Annotated in this window: 12 protein-coding genes; 6 read left to right on the plus strand and 6 right to left on the minus strand. The window is 57.3% G+C overall.

Annotated elements, in window-relative coordinates; translation table 11 throughout:
- Positions 1-5 precede the first annotated feature (5 nt).
- The gene (locus G7G_RS0102730; protein WP_010438069.1) at positions 6-1,709 is read left to right on the plus strand and encodes an NAD(P)H-dependent oxidoreductase subunit E; all 1,704 of its coding nucleotides are present in this window, start codon (positions 6-8) and stop codon (positions 1,707-1,709) included.
- Between the two features lie 11 nt (positions 1,710-1,720).
- Positions 1,721-4,507 carry a formate dehydrogenase subunit alpha gene (gene fdhF, locus G7G_RS0102735; protein ID WP_010438071.1) on the plus strand — a complete coding sequence of 929 codons (2,787 nt, stop codon included), beginning with the start codon at positions 1,721-1,723 and terminating at the stop codon, positions 4,505-4,507.
- 53 nt (positions 4,508-4,560) lie between these two features.
- Here the strand turns inward: fdhF and G7G_RS0102740 are convergent, their stop codons facing one another.
- The 3 genes from G7G_RS0102740 to G7G_RS0102750 form a co-directional block, all read right to left on the minus strand.
- Entirely contained in the window at positions 4,561-8,643 is a 4,083-nt protein-coding gene (locus G7G_RS0102740) for a translocation/assembly module TamB domain-containing protein (RefSeq protein ID WP_010438073.1), read from the minus strand.
- Positions 8,643-10,448 (minus strand): autotransporter assembly complex protein TamA, encoded by a 1,806-nt coding sequence (locus tag G7G_RS0102745; protein WP_010438074.1) that lies wholly within the window; start codon positions 10,446-10,448, stop codon positions 8,643-8,645. Before G7G_RS0102745 ends, G7G_RS0102740 begins: the two co-directional genes overlap by 1 nt.
- Positions 10,449-10,601: 153 nt before the next feature.
- Positions 10,602-11,825 (minus strand): urate hydroxylase PuuD, encoded by a 1,224-nt coding sequence (locus tag G7G_RS0102750; protein WP_010438075.1) that lies wholly within the window; start codon positions 11,823-11,825, stop codon positions 10,602-10,604.
- Between the two features lie 95 nt (positions 11,826-11,920).
- Here G7G_RS0102750 and G7G_RS0102755 point away from each other — a divergent pair, with 95 nt between their 5' ends.
- The gene (locus G7G_RS0102755; protein ID WP_010438076.1) at positions 11,921-12,835 is read left to right on the plus strand and encodes a LysR family transcriptional regulator; all 915 of its coding nucleotides are present in this window, start codon (positions 11,921-11,923) and stop codon (positions 12,833-12,835) included.
- Between the two features lie 2 nt (positions 12,836-12,837).
- Here G7G_RS0102755 and uraH read toward each other — a convergent pair whose 3' ends face one another.
- Positions 12,838-13,194 carry a hydroxyisourate hydrolase gene (uraH, locus tag G7G_RS0102760; protein ID WP_010438077.1) on the minus strand — a complete coding sequence of 119 codons (357 nt, stop codon included), beginning with the start codon at positions 13,192-13,194 and terminating at the stop codon, positions 12,838-12,840.
- A 163-nt stretch (positions 13,195-13,357) separates the two neighbouring features.
- On the opposite strand from uraH, the gene puuE reads away from it, so the two are divergent.
- From puuE to G7G_RS0102775, 3 genes are all read left to right on the plus strand, one after another.
- Complete coding sequence (puuE, locus tag G7G_RS0102765) at positions 13,358-14,776, plus strand: allantoinase PuuE (protein WP_010438078.1); 1,419 nt, start codon at positions 13,358-13,360, stop codon at positions 14,774-14,776.
- Positions 14,773-15,258 carry an ureidoglycolate lyase gene (locus tag G7G_RS0102770; RefSeq protein WP_010438081.1) on the plus strand — a complete coding sequence of 162 codons (486 nt, stop codon included), beginning with the start codon at positions 14,773-14,775 and terminating at the stop codon, positions 15,256-15,258. Before puuE ends, G7G_RS0102770 begins: the two co-directional genes overlap by 4 nt.
- 67 nt (positions 15,259-15,325) lie before the next feature.
- Positions 15,326-16,753, plus strand: coding sequence for a nucleobase:cation symporter-2 family protein (locus tag G7G_RS0102775; RefSeq protein ID WP_010438083.1), 1,428 nt, complete (start codon positions 15,326-15,328; stop codon positions 16,751-16,753).
- 40 nt (positions 16,754-16,793) lie between these two features.
- Here G7G_RS0102775 and G7G_RS0102780 read toward each other — a convergent pair whose 3' ends face one another.
- On the minus strand, positions 16,794-17,783 hold the full coding sequence (locus tag G7G_RS0102780; protein ID WP_010438085.1) for a type I glyceraldehyde-3-phosphate dehydrogenase: 990 nt from the start codon (positions 17,781-17,783) through the stop codon (positions 16,794-16,796).
- Between the two features lie 54 nt (positions 17,784-17,837).
- On the minus strand, positions 17,838-18,161 hold the full coding sequence (locus G7G_RS0102785) for a hypothetical protein (RefSeq protein WP_010438086.1): 324 nt from the start codon (positions 18,159-18,161) through the stop codon (positions 17,838-17,840).
- Positions 18,162-18,178: the final 17 nt, after the last annotated feature.

The following is an 18,178-nucleotide window of genomic DNA, read 5'->3' on the forward strand; positions in this document are numbered from 1 at the left end:
GCATCATGGCACCATTAGATACCAAGCCATCAGGCGCACCCAAGGGCGTCTGGAAGTCAGGTAAAGGCAAGGGGCGGCACACGCCCAAAGGCCGCCAATTCACGGATGAGGCGCAGGCTGAAATCGCGCGTCTGCTGGGCGACCGCCCGCGTCGCCGCGACCTGCTGATCGAATTCCTGCATTTGATTCAGGACGAACACGGCCATATCAGCGCCGACCACATTGCGGCTCTGGCCGTTGAAATGCGGATCGGACAAGCCGAGATCTACGAAACGGTGACCTTTTATGCCCATTTCGATGTGGTGAAAGAGGGTGAAACCCCTCCGCCCGCTTTGACGATCCGTGTCTGTGATTCCCTGTCCTGCGAGATGGCAGGTGCCCAACAGCTGCAAAAGGCGCTGGAAGACGGTTTGGACGCTTCACAAGTGCGTGTCGTTCGCGCGCCCTGCATGGGCCGCTGTGATACCGCTCCGGTGCTTGAGATCGGTCACAACCACATCGACCATGCGACCCCCGAAAAAGTGCAGGCTGCGATTGCTGCCGATGACACCCACGCGCATCTGCCTGACTATGAAGCCTACGCGACCTACGAGGCGAATGGCGGTTACGCTAAGCTGAAAGAGCTGCGCGACGGTGGCGACTGGGAAAAGGTACAGGAAGACGTATTGTCCTCGGGCCTGCGCGGTCTGGGCGGCGCTGGCTTCCCGTCAGGCAAGAAATGGGGCTTTGTTCGCATGAACGAAGGCCCGCGCTATCTGGCCGTGAACGGGGACGAAGGTGAGCCGGGCACATTCAAGGACCGCTATTATCTTGAGCGCACGCCGCATGTCTTCCTTGAGGGTATGCTGATCGCCGCGTGGGCGGTCGAGGCCGAGACGTGCTTTATCTACATGCGTGACGAATACCCTGCAGTTTTGGAAATCCTGCGCCGCGAGATCGCCGCGCTGGAAGCCGCGGGCATTGTCGAGCCGGGCTATATCGACCTGCGCCGGGGTGCCGGTGCCTATATCTGCGGTGAAGAATCCGCGATGATCGAGTCGATTGAGGGCAAAAAGGGCCTTCCGCGTCACCGTCCTCCGTTCGTGGCGCAGGTTGGGGTCTTTAACCGCCCGACCTTGGTGCACAATGTCGAGACCCTCTATTGGGTGACCAAAGTTTGCCGTGAAGGGCCTGAATCCCTGAACAGCACCGAAAAGAATGGTCGCAAGGGTTTGCGTAGCTATTCGGTCTCGGGGCGGGTCGCGAAGCCGGGTGTTTACCTTCTGCCTGCTGGCTCGACCATTTTGGATGTGATCGAAGCTGCCGGTGGTATGGCCGAAGGGCAGACCTTCAAAGCCTATCAGCCGGGTGGTCCCTCCTCGGGCCTGTTGCCCGCGTCGATGGACGATATCCCATTGGACTTCGACACGCTGCAACCGCACGGCACATTTATTGGCTCTGCCGCTGTGGTGGTTCTGTCCGATCAGGACACCGCGCGCGATGCGGCGCTGAACATGTTGCGCTTCTTCGAAGACGAAAGCTGCGGCCAGTGCACGCCCTGCCGTGTAGGCTGCGAAAAGGCGGTCAAGCTGATGCAAGCCGACAAGTGGGATCAGGATCTGCTGGAAGACCTGTGTCAGGTCATGGGCGACGCCTCGATCTGCGGTCTGGGGCAGGCAGCCCCGAACCCGATCCGCCTTGTCATGAAACATTTCGCTGACGAAATCTGAGGGAGACAGCCATGCTTGATGCAAGCCCAAACAAGACCGTCACCTTCAACCTGAATGGCGAAGATGTCACCGTGCCCGAGGGCTGGACCATCTGGGAAGCGGCCAAGGGGCAGGGGTTCACAATCCCGCACCTGTGTCACAAGCCGCAACCCGGTTACAAACCCGACGGCAACTGCCGCGCCTGTATGGTCGAGGTGGAAGGTGAGCGCACTCTGGTCGCCTCGTGCATCCGCCCCGCAGCGGACGGTATGGTCGTTAAGACCGACAGCGAGCGTGCCGAGAAATCGCGTGCCATGGTCATGGAGCTGTTGGTCGCGGATCAGCCTGAGGAAGCACACGACACCTCCAGCCACTTCTGGGATATGGCCAAGCTGAACGATGTCAGCGACAGCCGTTTCCCGGCGAAAGAAGCTGAGAAAATTCCCCTGCTGGATGACAGCCACGTTGCGATGCGCGTCAATCTGGATGCCTGCATCAACTGCAACCTCTGCGTCCGGGCCTGCCGCGACGTGCAGGTGAACGACGTGATCGGCATGGCCGGTCGCGGCCATACTGCGCAGGTAGTGTTCGACCAGAATGATCCGATGGGTGCGTCCACTTGTGTGGCTTGTGGCGAATGTGTGCAGGCCTGCCCGACCGGAGCGCTGATGCCTGCCACTGTGCTGGACGACCAGCAGAAAGGCGACAGCAAGGATTACGACAGCGAAACCGAAAGCGTCTGCCCGTTCTGTGGTGTCGGCTGTAAGGTCTCGCTGAAGGTCAAAGACGGCAAGGTCAAGTATGTCGAAGGTATCAACGGTCCCGCAAACGAAGGCCGTCTGTGCGTCAAAGGCCGCTTCGGTTTTGACTACATTCATCACCCGCACCGCCTGACCACGCCGTTGATCCGTCGTGAAGATGCGCCTGAGAAGGGCCTGAACGTCGATCCGGGCAATCTGAGTACCCATTTCCGCGAAGCGACTTGGGAAGAGGCGATGGATCTGGCCGCCACCAAGCTGAAGGCTCTGCGCGACGAAGACCCGCGCAGCGTTGCAGGCTTCGGCTCGGCCAAGTGCACCAACGAAGAAGCCTATCTGTTCCAGAAGTTCATCCGTCAGGGTTTCCGCCACAACAACGTCGACCACTGCACCCGTCTGTGCCACGCGTCGTCTGTTGCGGCCCTGATCGAAAACGTCGGCTCCGGCGCTGTTACTGCGACCTTCAACGAGATCGAAAACGCGGATGTGGCGATCATCATCGGGGCCAACCCGATCGAGAACCACCCCGTAGCCGCGACTTATTTCAAGCAGTTCACCAAACGCGGCGGCAAGTTGATCGTGATGGACCCGCGCGGCGTCGGCATGCGCAAATTTGCCGATGAAATGCTGCAATTCCGTCCGGGAGCGGATGTCTCGATGCTCAACGCGATCATGAATGTGATTGTGGAAGAGGAACTATACGACAGCCAGTATATCCACCGCTGGACCGAGAACTGGGAAGCCGAGAAAGAGCATCTGCGCCAGTTCACGCCCGAAGCGATGTCGCCGATCTGTGGTATTGAACCGGATCAACTGCGCCGAGTGGCGCGCACCTTTGCACAAGCCAAGGCCGGTCTGATCTTCTGGGGTATGGGCGTCAGCCAGCACATCCACGGAACCGATAATTCGCGCTGCCTGATCTCGCTGGCCTTGATGACCGGGAACGTTGGCAAGCCGGGCGCGGGTCTTCACCCGCTGCGGGGTCAGAACAACGTTCAGGGCGCCTCAGATGCGGGTCTGATCCCGATGTTCCTACCGGATTATCAGTCAGTCACCGATGACAGCATCCGGGCCAAGTTCAACAATGTTTGGAACGATGAACGCGACTTCTCGAACGAGAAGGGCCTGACGGTCACCGAGATCATCGATCAGGCTTACGCAGGCAACATCAAGGGCATGTACATTCAGGGTGAAAACCCTGCCATGTCTGACCCGGATGTAGGCCACGCGCGTGAGGCTCTGGCCAAGCTGGAGCTGATGATCGTGCAGGATATCTTCCTGACCGAAACGGCGAACTATGCCGACATCATCCTGCCCGCCTCGGCGCTCTATGAGAAGAACGGCACCGTGTCCAACACCAACCGTCAGGTACAACGCGTGCGTCCTGCTGTGACGCCTCCGGGTGAGGCGCGCGAGGATTGGAAAATCACTGTCGAGCTTGCGCAGCGCATAGGTCTGAACTGGGAGTACACGGATGTGTCCCAGGTCTTTGCCGAGATGAAGCTGACCATGGCCTCGCTCGACAATATCACTTGGGAAAGGTTGGAGACCGAGACCATTACCTATCCCTCGCTCAGCGAAACCGATCCGGGACAGGCCATCGTGTTCGGTGACGGGTTCCCACGCGCAGATGGCCGGGCCCGGTTCACCCCGGCCAGCGTCATTCCGCCGGATGAGGCGCCGGATGACGAGTACCCGATGATCGCCACCACGGGCCGGCAGCTGGAACACTGGCACACCGGGTCGATGACCCGCCGGGCCACTGTTTTGGACGCCGTAGAACCTGAAGCGAACTGTTCGATGAACCCGCGTACGTTGAAACTGATGGGGATTGAGCCGGGCGAGATGATCCGTCTGACTACTCGCCGCGGTTCGATTGAAATCATGGTGCGAGCCGACCGAGCGATTGCCGAGGACATGGTGTTTATACCATTCGCCTATGTCGAGGCGGCGGCGAATATCCTGACCAACTCGGCCATCGACCCATATGGCAAGATCCCCGAGTTTAAATTCTCGGCCATTCGTGTCGAAAAGATCGAAGACGCCATCGCGGCGGAATAAACTTCACGTACTCTTAGAAAGGGCGGCTCATTTGAGGTCGCCCTTTTTTGTGATCAGTAATCCCGTTCGAAGAATATACCCAGCCCTGTCTCACCCCGGCCATCCACCGTACCACGCACTGTAAAGCTGTCGGTGACGTCCAGGTTCAAATTCACTTCGGTATCACCTTCGGTATTGACGGTGAAGTCGGTATAGAGGTTGTCGCTTAGATATGCGCCTGCCCCAAGGCTGCCACCGCCGCCTTCCGTTGCGCCAAGGTCTACAGTGTCAAGCCCCGTAGCCTCGCGCACGCCCTTGGTTGCATCCCCACCCGCGCCGCTGAGTTGGGCCAGTGAAGCCGCCATCTGGGCGATCACAAAAGGCGACAACTCCGAAAAACGGTTGCCGAACAGCAGCATGGCCAGTGCTTCTTCGGTCGGGCGTTCGGGGTCTGAGAACACGTCCACTTCGGGCGAATCCAGAGGACCTGCGATCTCAATGGTGGCTGTACCGTCCGAGGTGCTGGTCGAAGATTCAAACTCGATATAGGGGGTCAGGTCGCCTTGCAGTGTCACCAGACCCTTGGTCAGCGCAAGACGACGGCCCAGAATGTCGATGTTACCCCGGATCAATTCAATCTGACCCGAGGGGACGACGGATGTGGTGGTTCCGCCAATCTGAATACGCCCTCCCAATTCGGCGTTGACACCTCGGCCTCGAACAAACACGGCTTTGGGGGCAAGCAGGCCGATGTCCAATGACATGCGCGAGTTGCTTTTGGCTTTGTCTTCTGTTTCGACCAGATTGGCACGTTCCCGCGTCACAAAACCGGCTCGGCTTTCGTTAATATGGTCGATTGTTGGGATTGGTGCAGCGCCAACTGCACCTGCCGCTGCGGCAAGGTTTATGTTGGTTTCGCCAAAGTTTATCTGACCGGCCAGAGCACTGTTTCCAGCCAATGCCCCGGTCAGGGCAATCTGGCCGTTCAACGTGGTCTCATACAAAAGTCTGTCGGTCAGAACGAGATTATTGAGTTTCGTGCTGATCTGAGTGTTGAAGGGCGAAGTCAGATTGATCGGCCCGTTGACGGTGAATCCTCCTCCTGCCCGCAGGCCACCCTGCAGTGCAACAGTTGCACGGCTTCGCGCGATGTTGACCGTTCCGCCGATATCGGTGATCGTTTGCCCCACATCTGGCAGCGCCATTGATGCGCCGGTTGTTGAAATCGTTCCGCTGAGCGCATCCAGTGCAGGCGCCCCTTTCAGGGCTAGATCGAACCGAGCTTTACCTGCCAGACTATTGGGTGAAATAAACGCATTGGCGATACCTATGTTGATACCGCCTTGCATCTTCAAGTCTGCCTCGCCGCTACTTTCATCAAAGGTACCCGCGACCGTAGTGTTGATCTCGGCGGGGCCGTTGGCTTTGGCGTCGATAGTCCACTTGCCTGCATCACGACGAGCATTTCCAATGGCAGACAGGGTTCCAGGGAAATCGGGGATCAGACGTTCGAGCCGGTTGATCTTGGCCTCAAAATCAAAGTCGGCTGAACCATTGGTGTCAACGGTTCCCGACAATTCGGCATATGAGCTCTCAGGTCCTTTCAAGCGGGCGTTGCCCTCAAGGCCAGACCCGGTCGGGGCGACATTGCCATCAAGTTTTAGCGGGCCGGACAGAGTAGGCGAGACCCGACCCACATTGTCCAGCATGGCCGAGAAATTCAGGCCACCTGCTTCGCGGTCCAATCGTCCCGATGCATCTGCAGTCAGCGCTGTTCCGTTCAGACTGAACGTGCGGATGTTAAGACCTTGATCGTCGTTTGCGGCATCCACGTTTAGCGTTGTTCTGCCCTGAACAAGCGCATCAATCACGTTTATACCTGTTCCAAGATCATCCGCGCTGAGGTTGCCAATGATGTCAAAAGTCTTGCTACCTTGCGCGGCTCTGCCTGTGACATCAGCATTGATTGATCCCGTCAGGTCGCGCCCGACGAGGCCTGAGAACACTGACAAATCCGGTGCCGTTACCTTGGCACTGCCGTCTACGGCAATGTCGCCGGTAGGATCATCAATCGTAGCACCAACCTCGGCGGTCAACGCGGCGCTTTTGATTGTAGCATTTCGGACGACGACCTGATCGCCAGAATGTGCGCCGTCCAGATTGATCGATACCCGGCCTCTCAACAGCGGATCGAACTCACTCATCCCTGTTTCGATATTTGTACCGATTACGTTGGCCTGGCCGTCAAATTCCAGTGTTTGTACGGTGCCCTTGCCATCCAGCCGGGCCTGCACCGCACCGGAGAGATCACGCTTGGCGAGGCCCGAGAATACCTTAAGATCGGGGGCGTTGACGTTGGCCTGCCCATCGATCGTCATGTTGCCATCAAGGGTCGTGACCGTACCGCTGGCCTGAGCAGTCAGCGCATCACCGTTGATCGAAAACTCCCGTATGGACACGCCATCGGTTCCGCGTTTGGCGTCTAACACAATGTCGGTTTCGCCGGTGATCAATGGGTCGATATCGTCGCGGCCAGTAATCAAATCGCGCCCGTTTACTGTTAGCTTGCCATCAAAGCTGCGTTCCAGCGGTGAGCCTTTGCCTTCGACTTTGATCGAAGCTTCGCCACCTAGCTGTAGCTGTGCCAGGTCCGAAAACCTCGATAGGTCGGTGGCCTGCAGCAGCGCCGCGCCATCAACTTGCAGCCCTGTCGCAAGCCCGCTGATCACGGCATCGGTTTCAAGGGTATAGTCGCTGCCAACCAGTTCGAAACCGGTCAGTTGTAAGGATTGGTCACTGCCATAATCGAACCGTCCATCCAGCGTGATCTGATCTCCAACGGCAGCTTTCAGCGCTGGTTCAGTCAAATCGATGCCATCAAGCACGGCCTGGATGTCTCCATCCATCGATAAGCCGCCGGACTGATCCAAGGTGCCCTGCCCAGTAATTCTGGCGTGATCAATATTCAGATTGGGGGTCTCAACGTTGTCAGTTGTAAGGCTCAGATCCCAATAGTTTCCGTTTTTGGAGTTGTACAAGGCCGAAATCTGCGCCGCGCCAATGGACGTGTCGCCGCCACTGACGGGCAGAACAACTTTGTCGCCTTCTGGTGGCGTGATGCGGCCTTGAAGGGCAACCAGTTGCAAAACACCGCCAGAGGCAAGGCTCACCTCGCTTTTCAGTTCCAATGCTTCTGACGTGATCTCAATGTCCGAGATGTCCAGCGCGCCATCGGAATGGGTGCGCCCGTCCACGAAAAGCCTCGTGTCTGTGCCAAAAAACGTATCCATCTCTTGGGCCAGGAACGGAGTCAGGTCGCCGCCGACATCGGCAGTAAATGCTATCCCATCGGATGCAGTGCCATTCTCTTCGGCTGTCCGCAGTCGAACTTGGCCAGATACGCGAAGCTGTTGATCGCTGCTCAGCCCGATATCGGCGTTGAAATCTGATACCGGCCCCGAACCTTTTGCGGTCAGTTTTAGCGGTGGGGCATCGGGGATGGACAGGGCCGTTGCGATCAACCCGCCCGAGGCTTCGGCGACGGTGAGGTCCAGGTCGATCTGGCTGTTATCGTTCTGGAATCCGGCTTTAAGATCAATCGTATCACCAGCTCGATCCAGCCGGTCGATATCCAGCGTTGTATCCAGCGTTCCGTCCGCCAGCGAGAGGTTACCATTCACGGCAAGATCAGCCGCAACGCCGATCAATGGCTCACCCAAAGACAAGTCATCGACCCGAAGCTCGCCAATTTCAATGGAAACCGGAAGCTCGGGCAGTTGAAAGGGTTGGGTCTCAGCTGAAGGCGGCGGTGTGTCCTTAGTCGTCGTGCCCGGGGCACGGGCGATGTCAATCTCCTGCGCGGACAATGTATTGACTGAGAATCGACCCCGCAGCAACGCCAACCGGTTCCAATCCAGCTCAGCATTTTTGATGGTCAGCCAGACACCTTCGTCATCGGCGACGGTAATTTCCTGAATCGTCGCTCGTGAACTCAGCGCACCTTCCAGACCGATCACCCGCACATTTTGATCGTCACCTGACAGGGTGTCCTGCAGGAACTGCTCGATCATGCTGCCGCCTTCGTCCTGCGCGGTCGCTGCGAAGGGGACGATGATCACTGCTGAACTCAGCAACAGAGGGTATAGAAAGCGACGCATCAGAAGGCCTGCCCGATCCCGAGGTAGAACTGCAGCCCATTGCCCGTGTCACCCTGAACTGGGACGGCAAGGTCAAAGCGCAATGGCCCGAAACCGCCCAGATCATAGCGAATACCCAGCCCGGCGCCAGAATGCTCTTCCGCGCCGCTGCCGATGAACGAGGACGTGTCGACGACGCCATAGTCATAGAAGCCGACCAACGAGATTGCGTCGGTGACTTTGCCACGAATTTCAGCTGACAGTCCCAAAAAGGACTTGCCACCAGCCACACCGTCTCCGACTGGAATACCGAGGCTTTCATAGGGTTGACCGCGTACCGTTCCCGCGCCGCCTGAGAAGAACAGGAAATCCGGCGTCACACCGTCTGGCGGCGGGCCAAGGACTGATCCAAGTTGAACGCGCCCGGCGAGCACCAACCGGCCGCCTGTGCCTATGTCGTTATAGTAACGCCCGTCAAAAAACATCCTCAGGCCAGTGTCAGAACCAGAGAACCCGACAAAGGGCATTACCTGCGAATCCAGATAGTAGCCACGCGTGGCGCTGACCTTGCTATCCCGTTCATCCCATTCAGACCGGAAGGGCAGGATGAAGTACCGGAACTTGCGGCCATCGCCATAGGCGTCATCCGCGTCTGACCATTGGAAACCGGCTGAGGCTTCGGCATAAAGACGGTCCGAAAAAGTGCGGCGGGCACCATAGGCAAGCGAGGCGATAGTGACGTTATAATTCTCGGTATTTCGCCGTTCCAGCAGTGCGCTCCAGAATGTATTGTCATCTGGGCCGAGCCGGTCTGGTTGATCCAAACGCAGGCCAATGCGCCCGTCGATATCCTCGGCGCCGCCAATGTTGCGGATCGCAGCCTCAAACCTTAACCGCTCTGCCCGCCGGAAAACATTCCGATGGGTCCACGTGGCAGTTAAATCCAGCCCATCGCGCGAGGCGATCTCGGCCCCGAAAGTCAGCCGACGAGGGGGAAGATCTTCGAATGTGGCATCGAAATCCAATGTGCCGTCCGGGTTGGGCTCATCATGTTCCTTTATAGAGACCGTGCTGAACGTGCCGGTGCGCCGCAGCCGGGTTCCAACCTTTTGCACCTGTTCTGGCGAATAAATTTCACCCGAGGGAAAGCCTGCAATTTTTTCGATCGACCGATGGCGAACGTTAGTGTCGCCTTGGATGTTCATTTTGCCGAACCGCAGCCTTGGCCCCGGTGCCAGATCAATTGTGGCATCCAGTCGTGCCTGCGCATGTCGCGCGATTACTTTTTGGTCCGACACCTCTGCCTTTGCGTGGCCCGTATCGCGCCAGCCTTGGACCCCTGCGGATGCTGCTTGCTGGATTGCTCCGGTGGTGGCCGTTTTGCCTATGGCAAATTCCTCGGGTAGCACGGTTTCTGGTGCCAATGGTTGAACGACAGCCGTGCCAAATTTGAACTTCGGCCCTGAGTTGACCAATATCGTTGCACGTTTGAACTGGGTCGGAACATTCAAAGAGTTGATATTTGCAGCTTCCTGCCCGTCTAACTTGATGCTGACAACGGGGCTGAAATACCCTTCGTCATACATGATTTGAACGATGGTGCGGTAGTCGGACAGAGCAGCCGACAGGATTTCCAGCGACGTATCCAGTCCACGCGATTCTGAGGTAAAAACCGATGAGGTCTCTTCCAGTCGGTCAATCAGATCTTTAGATGCGCCGGGAGCGGAGAGGGTGGTTTCCAGCGCGGATGCAAGATTGGGAGACAATGCCAAAAGGGCGCAAAAAAACCAGCTTCTCAGAACGCTGCGCGGTCTGCTCCCTATCATTGTCTGGCTCCAACTGCCCCAAGTCGAAATCACTATGGCCGCGAAACAATAGAAATGCGGCTTGTTGAATTCATTTAGAGCATTTGGCGACGCCAAGGGGAAGAACTAAACCAAACTCAGTTGCTATTATTGGCTCGACCGTGTCCCAATTTCTCACAGATCGGCATTTCGGAACCACCTAATGATTGCGTCGCGATCTTCGGGCTCCATGTAAGTGACGTTTGCGGGGGGCATTGCGTGGGTGACGCCGGATTGCAGATATATCTGCTGCGCGTTCTGCGCAATGTCGGCCTCGGTTTCCAGCAACACACCTTTGGGTGCCCACAGGATGCCTTCCCAGACAGGCTCACGCGCGTGGCACATGGAACAGCGCCCCAAAACAATGTCGTGCGCTTCTTCAAAGCCATCCGCCGCTGCAAATTTCTGTTCATATGGTGTAAGCTCTTGCGCTTCGGCCTCTTCCAACGGGTCGTGCATGGAAGCGGTCGACAGCCACATGATGGCCATGAACAGCAGTGCAGTCACCAGCCAGGTCCAGGTTGGATTACCGGCGCGCGCATGGCGGGTGTTGAAATAGTGGCGAATGGTGACGCCCATCAAAAAGACCAACGCGGCGATGATCCAATTGTACTCGGTGGCAAAGGCCAGCGGGTAGTGGTTCGACAGCATCAGGAACACAACGGGCAAGGTCAGATAGTTGTTGTGAGTCGAACGCAGTTTGGCGATTTTGCCGTACTTGGGATCAGGCGTACGTCCGTTTTTGAGGTCATCCACAACAATGCGCTGGTTTGGCATAATTATGAAGAACACATTCGCCGTCATGATCGTGGCTGTGAAAGCCCCCAGATGCAGCATCATCGCACGGCCGGTGAAGATTTGGTTATAACCCCAGCCCATGGCCACCAGCAGGACAAACAACAGAACCATCAGCAGCGTCGGGCGTTCACCGAGGCCAGATTTGCACAGAAAATCATAGACCAGCCAGCCAATGGTCAGCGACGCAGCCGAGATCAGGATGCCCTGCCACAGCGCCAGATCAGCTTTATGCGCATCGATCAGGTAAAGCTCGCCGCCAACCCAGTAGACGATCATTAAAAGCGCGGCGCCGCTCAGCCAAGTCGCGTAGCTTTCCCATTTGAACCAGGTCAGGTGGTCAGGCATGCGCTCCGGCGCGACAAGATATTTCTGGATGTGATAAAAGCCACCGCCATGGACTTGCCATTCCTCGCCGTCCGCCGGGCCGGGAATATCGCGGTTCAGGCCAAGGTCCAGCGCGATGAAATAGAAGGATGATCCGATCCAGGCGATCGCAGTGATGACGTGCAGCCAGCGCACGCCAAAACCAATCCAATCCCAGAACACGGCGAAGTCGTACATTGATGAGGTCTCCGATAAGCTATCGCCACACTAGGCAAACGGGCTTTTCTTCGGTATTCCCGTATATTGTCAAACTGTATCAAAAAAACGATAAGATGTCCTATCTCGACAACATTCGAACCTTTGTACGGGTTTATGATCTAGGCAGTATGTCAGCCGCCGGACGCGATATGCGAATCTCACCTGCGGTGACGTCAGCGCGGATTTCGCAGTTAGAAGATCACCTTGGGGTTCGTCTGTTCCAGCGAACCACACGCAACTTGACCCCGACTGAGCAAGGGCGTGCATTTTACCCCGGTGCAGTTGCAGTTCTGGATGCGGTGGATGAGGCAGAAGCGCAAGTCACACATCTGACCGAAGCGCCGCGCGGGTCGCTGTTCGTCGCAGCGCCCCTGGGTGTCGGGCGCCGTCTTCTGGCACCTCATGTGCCTGATTTTCTGTCAGAATACCCTGAGATTGATGTGCGTCTAAGGCTGACAGACCGCTCTGTCGACCTAACCACCGAAGGGTTGGATCTGGCCTTTTTCATCGGTCAGCCCGAAGACAGCACATTGCGCATTCGCAAGATCGCGGATTGTCAGCGCGTGCTATGCGCGGCCCCTGATTACGTGAGCCGTTGTGGGATGCCCGAATCTGGGACGGATCTGATTTCAGGCAAACATGAGTGTTTGAACCTACGCTTCCCCGGAGCGGCAGAGTTTCAGTGGATGCTGGAAACGCCCGATGGCCCGAAGCGGTTCGCTGTTTCAGGCCGCTATGAGTGCGACGATGGCGATGTTTTAACCGATTGGGCGTTGTCAGGGCAGGGAATTGCTATGAAACCTGTCTTTGAGGTGTCCGAACATCTGAAGGCAGGACGATTGATCCCGGTGGCGACGCAAACGCCACCGGTGCCGGTTCAAATGGCTTGCCTGTATACCCATCGCCGCCACCAAGATCCCAAGGCACGGCTGTTTATGGATTTCATGATTGATCGTGTCGGCAAGGTGGTCCGCAGCGCCGAAATCTAGGTCTAGCTGCCCCGATAGGTCGAATACCCATAAGGGGATAGAAGCAGCGGCACATGGTAGTGGGCATACGGGTCGGACATACCAAAGCGGATAGGCACCTGATCCAGAAACAGAGGATCATCGCCGTCCTGGCCCGTCGCGCGTAGGTAATCGCCAGCAAAGAAAATCAGTTCATACGTGCCGATTTTGAAGTCGTCCTGCGGTAGGATCGGACTGTTGGTGCGACCATCCTCGTTGGTTTCCATCTCAGCCAGTTTGCGATGAGAATCTCCCGACACTTCGTAAAGAGAGATTTTCAACCCCTCAGCGGGGCAGCCGCGTGCCGTGTCCAGAACATGGGTCGTCAGATAGCCAGCCAAGGGTCTCTCCTATGTGTTTCTTTTGGTGTGCCACAGTCTGGGCCAAACAGCAAAATGGTTGAAATGCCGAAAGAACTGGAAACAGTGTTCGGATTGATTTGATAATCAATGGACCGTTTCTGCGGTAAAGCTGTCAAAACACCTAATCGGACTGGAAGACCCTATGCAGCCGCCTCGTTACCCCCGCGATATGATCGGATATGGAGCCAACCCGCCTGACGCCGCATGGCCCGGCGGGGCGAAACTGGCTGTACAGATCGTGCTGAACTACGAAGAGGGTGGTGAAAACTGTGTTCTGCATGGGGATGCTGCGTCTGAGGCGTTCTTGTCCGAGATAGTCGGGGCGGCGCAATGGCCGGGCCAGCGTCACTGGAACATGGAATCGATCTATGAATACGGCGCGCGGGCAGGGTTCTGGCGCCTGCATCGGTTGATGAAAGATCTGCCGATCACTGTCTACGGTGTGGCGACGGCTTTGGCGCGCTCGCCAGATCAGGTGGCCGCAATGAAATCGGCAGGGTGGGAGATTGCCAGCCACGGGCTGAAATGGGTCGAGCACAAGGACATGCCCGAGGATGAAGAGCGGGCTCAGGTTGCAGAAGCTATCCGCTTGCATACCGAAGTTGTGGGGGATCGCCCGCGTGGCTGGTACACCGGGCGCTGTTCGGACAACACTGTGCGTCTGGTCGCCGAAGAGGGTGGTTTTGCCTATGTCGCGGACACCTATGCGGACGATCTTCCATACTGGATGCAGACCGGTGGTCGGGATCAGTTGATTGTACCCTACACGCTGGACTGCAACGATATGCGCTTTGCCACACCGCAGGGGTTCAACGCCGGGGATCAGTTCTATTCTTATCTGAAAGACAGCTTCGATGCGCTTTATGCAGAAGGCGAAGCTGGCGCACCCAAGATGCTGTCGATTGGTCTTCATTGTCGCTTGATCGGGCGTCCGGGACGCGTCATGGCGCTGAAACGGTTTCTGGATTACGCGCTCGGGTTCTCGGATGTGTGGTTTGCAACGCGATTGCAGATTGCGGAACATTGGGCTGAAACGCACCCGCCGGCTGAGCGCCCAAAACCCTCACAGATGGGCCGCGACGAATTTGTCTCAGCTTACGGAGGTATCTTCGAGCATTCCGCATGGATCGCCGAGCGAGCGTTTGGTCTGGAACTGGGCGCGGCACATGACACGGCGGGTGGATTGCACAATGCTTTGACCCGCATGTTCCGGTCCGCCTCGGACGAGGAACGGCTGGGTGTGTTAACGGCCCACCCCGATCTTGCTGGTAAACTGGCGCAGGCCAAGCGGTTAACACAGGAAAGCACGTCTGAGCAGGCTTCGGCCGGTCTCGATGCGCTGACGGATGACGAACGAGCCACCTTTACCGAATTAAACCAGCGCTACACCGGAAAATTTGGTTTTCCGTTCATTATCGCCGTTAGGGACCACAACAAGGCCTCGATACTGGGCGCATTTGAGCGGCGGATCGAACAGGATCGCGAAACCGAATTCGCCGAGGCATGCCGGCAGGTCGAACGGATCGCCGAATTCCGTCTGCGCGATGTGCTGCCCTCATGACCCAGATTGTCGCTGAAACGATCTCGGCAGCAGCGTTCGCACCTTTTGGCGATCTGATTGATATCTCAGGTGAGCCTGACAAGATCATCAATCAAGGCAAATGCGGCCGTTATCACGACCGGGCTGGACTGGATTTCGGTAACGCGCGTGCCGGTATTAGCCTGTTCAACGCCAACCCGCGCGAATTGCCTTACCGGCTGGAAATGGTCGAGCGTCATCCCGATGGCAGCCAGGCCTTTATTCCGATGACTCACCAGCCTTTTCTGGTGATCGTCGCACCGGATGAGGGCGGTAAACCAGGGCAACCAAAGGCTTTCATCACGCTCCCCGGGCAAGTTGTGAATTATCACCGAGGCACTTGGCACGGGGTTCTAACTCCTCTGCATGGGCCCGGCCTGTTCGCGGTCGTCGATAGGATCGGGGACGGTCCAAATTTAGAAGAATACTGGTTCAGCACTCCGTACGAGGTGGTCGACCGCTGAATCCAAATACGAAGCCGCCAAAGAAGCGGTAAGAACCCCATTGGATCTTAGGGAGGACAATGAGATCATGGCCGAAACTTCGATAGGGACCCCCGAACAACTTCGGGACCCGAACTATACGCCCGCCTTACACAAGGCGATACCGCTGGGCATTCAGCATGTGCTGGCAATGTTTGTTTCAAACGTCACACCCGCCATTATCGTGGCCGGAGCCGCCGGGTTTGGGTTTGGATCCAATTCCCCCGATTTTCCTGAGCTGCTCTACCTGATCCAAATGTCGATGCTGTTCGCGGGTCTGGCGACCTTGTTGCAGACTGTGACGCTGGGCCCAGTTGGCGCGGCACTGCCGATTGTTCAGGGAACAAGCTTTGCCTTTCTGCCCATCATGATCCCGCTTGTCGCTGGTAAGGGTGTGGATGCTTTGGCAGCCCTGTTCGGTGGCGTCCTGATCGGTGGTCTTTTTCACGCCTTTCTAGGCCTGTTCATTGGCAAGATACGTTTTGCGCTTCCGCCGCTGGTGACCGGGCTTGTCGTGACAATGATCGGTTTGGCGCTGGTCAAGGTTGGCATTCAATATTCTGCCGGTGGCGTGCCTGCGATTGGTACTCCGGAATACGGATCGCTGCTCAACTGGTCGGCGGCGTTGGTCGTGGTTGTCGTGACGCTGGGCCTCAAGTTCTTTGCGCGTGGTATGCTGTCGGTGTCTGCCGTACTCGTCGGATTGGCGGTTGGCTACGTCTATGCCCTTATGGTCGGCATGGTGACGTTCGAAGCCATCGGCAACAGCTGGTCGCGGGCCTCCGCATTCGCACTGCCAGTCCCGTTCAAATATGGCTTTGAGTTCTCATTGGCGGCCATTATCGGATTCTGTCTGATGTCTTTCGTCTCGGCCATTGAGACCGTCGGCGACGTATCGGGGATCACCAAGGGTGGTGCAGGTCGTGAGGCGACAGACAAAGAGATCGAAGGTGCAACATATGCCGATGGTTTTGGAACTGCACTCGCCGGTATGTTCGGCGGGTTTCCGAATACATCGTTCAGCCAGAATGTCGGCTTGATCGCGATGACAGGCGTCATGAGCCGTCATGTGGTGACCTGCGGGGCCTTGTTCCTGATCCTGTGTGGTCTCGTGCCGAAGGTCGGAGCGATCATTCGCACAGTACCCATCGAAGTGCTGGGTGGCGGCGTGATCGTCATGTTCGGCATGGTGGTTGCGGCAGGCATCTCGATGCTGTCGGACGTGGATTGGAATCGCCGCAACATGGTGATCTTTGCGATCTCACTGTCGATTGGTCTTGGGTTGCAGCTGGAACCTGGTGCGGTCCAGCACCTGCCGGATACGCTCCGCATTCTGATGACAAGCGGCCTGCTGCCAGCGGCTCTGATCGCCATCGTGCTGAACCTGATCCTGCCTGAAGAGCTGGCAGAAGAATCGACCGAGGAAGTTTCTGGCGGAATGGCCGGTCACGGCTCGGGCAGCCTGCCTCACGAATGAGGCCTATGAACAATCCCGCAGCTCGGCTCAGCGCTGCGGGTCACCCCGCTTCGGCCATCAAGCGTGCGACATCCAGCATGCGGGCCGAAAACCCCCATTCATTGTCATACCAACCAAAGACCCTGATTTGGTTCTCTCCGATCATACGCGTCTCGGGCCCGGCCAAAACGAGTGATTCAGGACGGGAGCGCAAATCAGATGATACCAAGGGCAGATCGGTCCAGCCCAGTACGGCAGAAGCTGCGACCGCGTTGCGAAACGCTTGGTCGAACTGATCCGCGCTCTTGCCCCGTTCAAGGGTGGCGACAAGATCGACAGCAGATACGCTGGCCGTGGGAACACGCACCGCAGCCCCTGAAATGCGACCGGCAAGATTTGGCAGCACAACATCGATCAGATGTGTGGCGCTTGAGGTCGTAGGCACCATCGACAATGCTCCGGCGCGCGAACGGGCCAGATCCCCGCGTGGTGCATCGACCATAGGCTGGCTGTTTGTATAGCAGTGGATCGTGGTCATGTGCCCGGACACAAGCCCGCCGATTTCATCAATCAGCTTGACGAGCGGTGCCAGCCCATTCGTGGTGCATGACGCATTCGACACGATCCGTGCGTTGCCCAAATGATCTTCGTTTGCACCCAGTACAACCGTGATCTCGGCAGCAGGTGAGGGGCCGGAAATCAGCACTTTGCCCGCCCCGGCAGTCAATCCCCGGCTGGCAACATCCGACGTGCGCGCGATGCCGGTGCAATCCAGCATCACATCGACGCCGGACAGATCGACCTTTGCCAAATCTGCGCTGTGGGACATTGGAACAATCCGGCCATCAATGTTCAATGCTCCACCTTCGGCTGCCACCGAACCTGGATAAGTTCCGAAAGTGCTGTCGTACTTGAACAGATATGCGCAGGTTTCGAGCGGTGCGATATCGTTGATCAGCACCAGCTCGATATCCGAATGCTGCGACGGGCCTAGGACCTGTCGCAGGATGGTGCGGCCGATACGGCCGAATCCGTTGATCGCAAGTTTCATGCGCAAGCTATGGCAGGCAGATCAGGCGATCTCAATCAAAGTATTGTACCAATTTCAGTTGCAGCTGACCTGTGAAAAGAACTGGCCCGAGATGTTCTGATACATGCTGGAATAGATCGCCTTGCATCCGGTCGCCTGCTGTATCGCAGCCATCGCCTGGATGGTGCGCAGACGTGGCGGGGGGCCAAAGGGGTTCAGATTGTTGTTGTCCCGCGTGGCCCGATAGACCACAGGCGCGTCCGAGACCTGCGTCACCGCCCAGGTACGGCTCATGACGAAAACGGACTTGGTTTCTTCCTTGGCTGCGACCGGCTCGGCGTTGAACGCCGAAAGGCCAAGGGTGGCAACCAGTGCAATCATCGTACCGCGCAGTAACATTGAACAATCTCCAGTGC

Origin of the sequence: Ruegeria conchae, from assembly GCF_000192475.1 — a bacterium.
GTDB lineage: Bacteria > Pseudomonadota > Alphaproteobacteria > Rhodobacterales > Rhodobacteraceae > Ruegeria > Ruegeria conchae.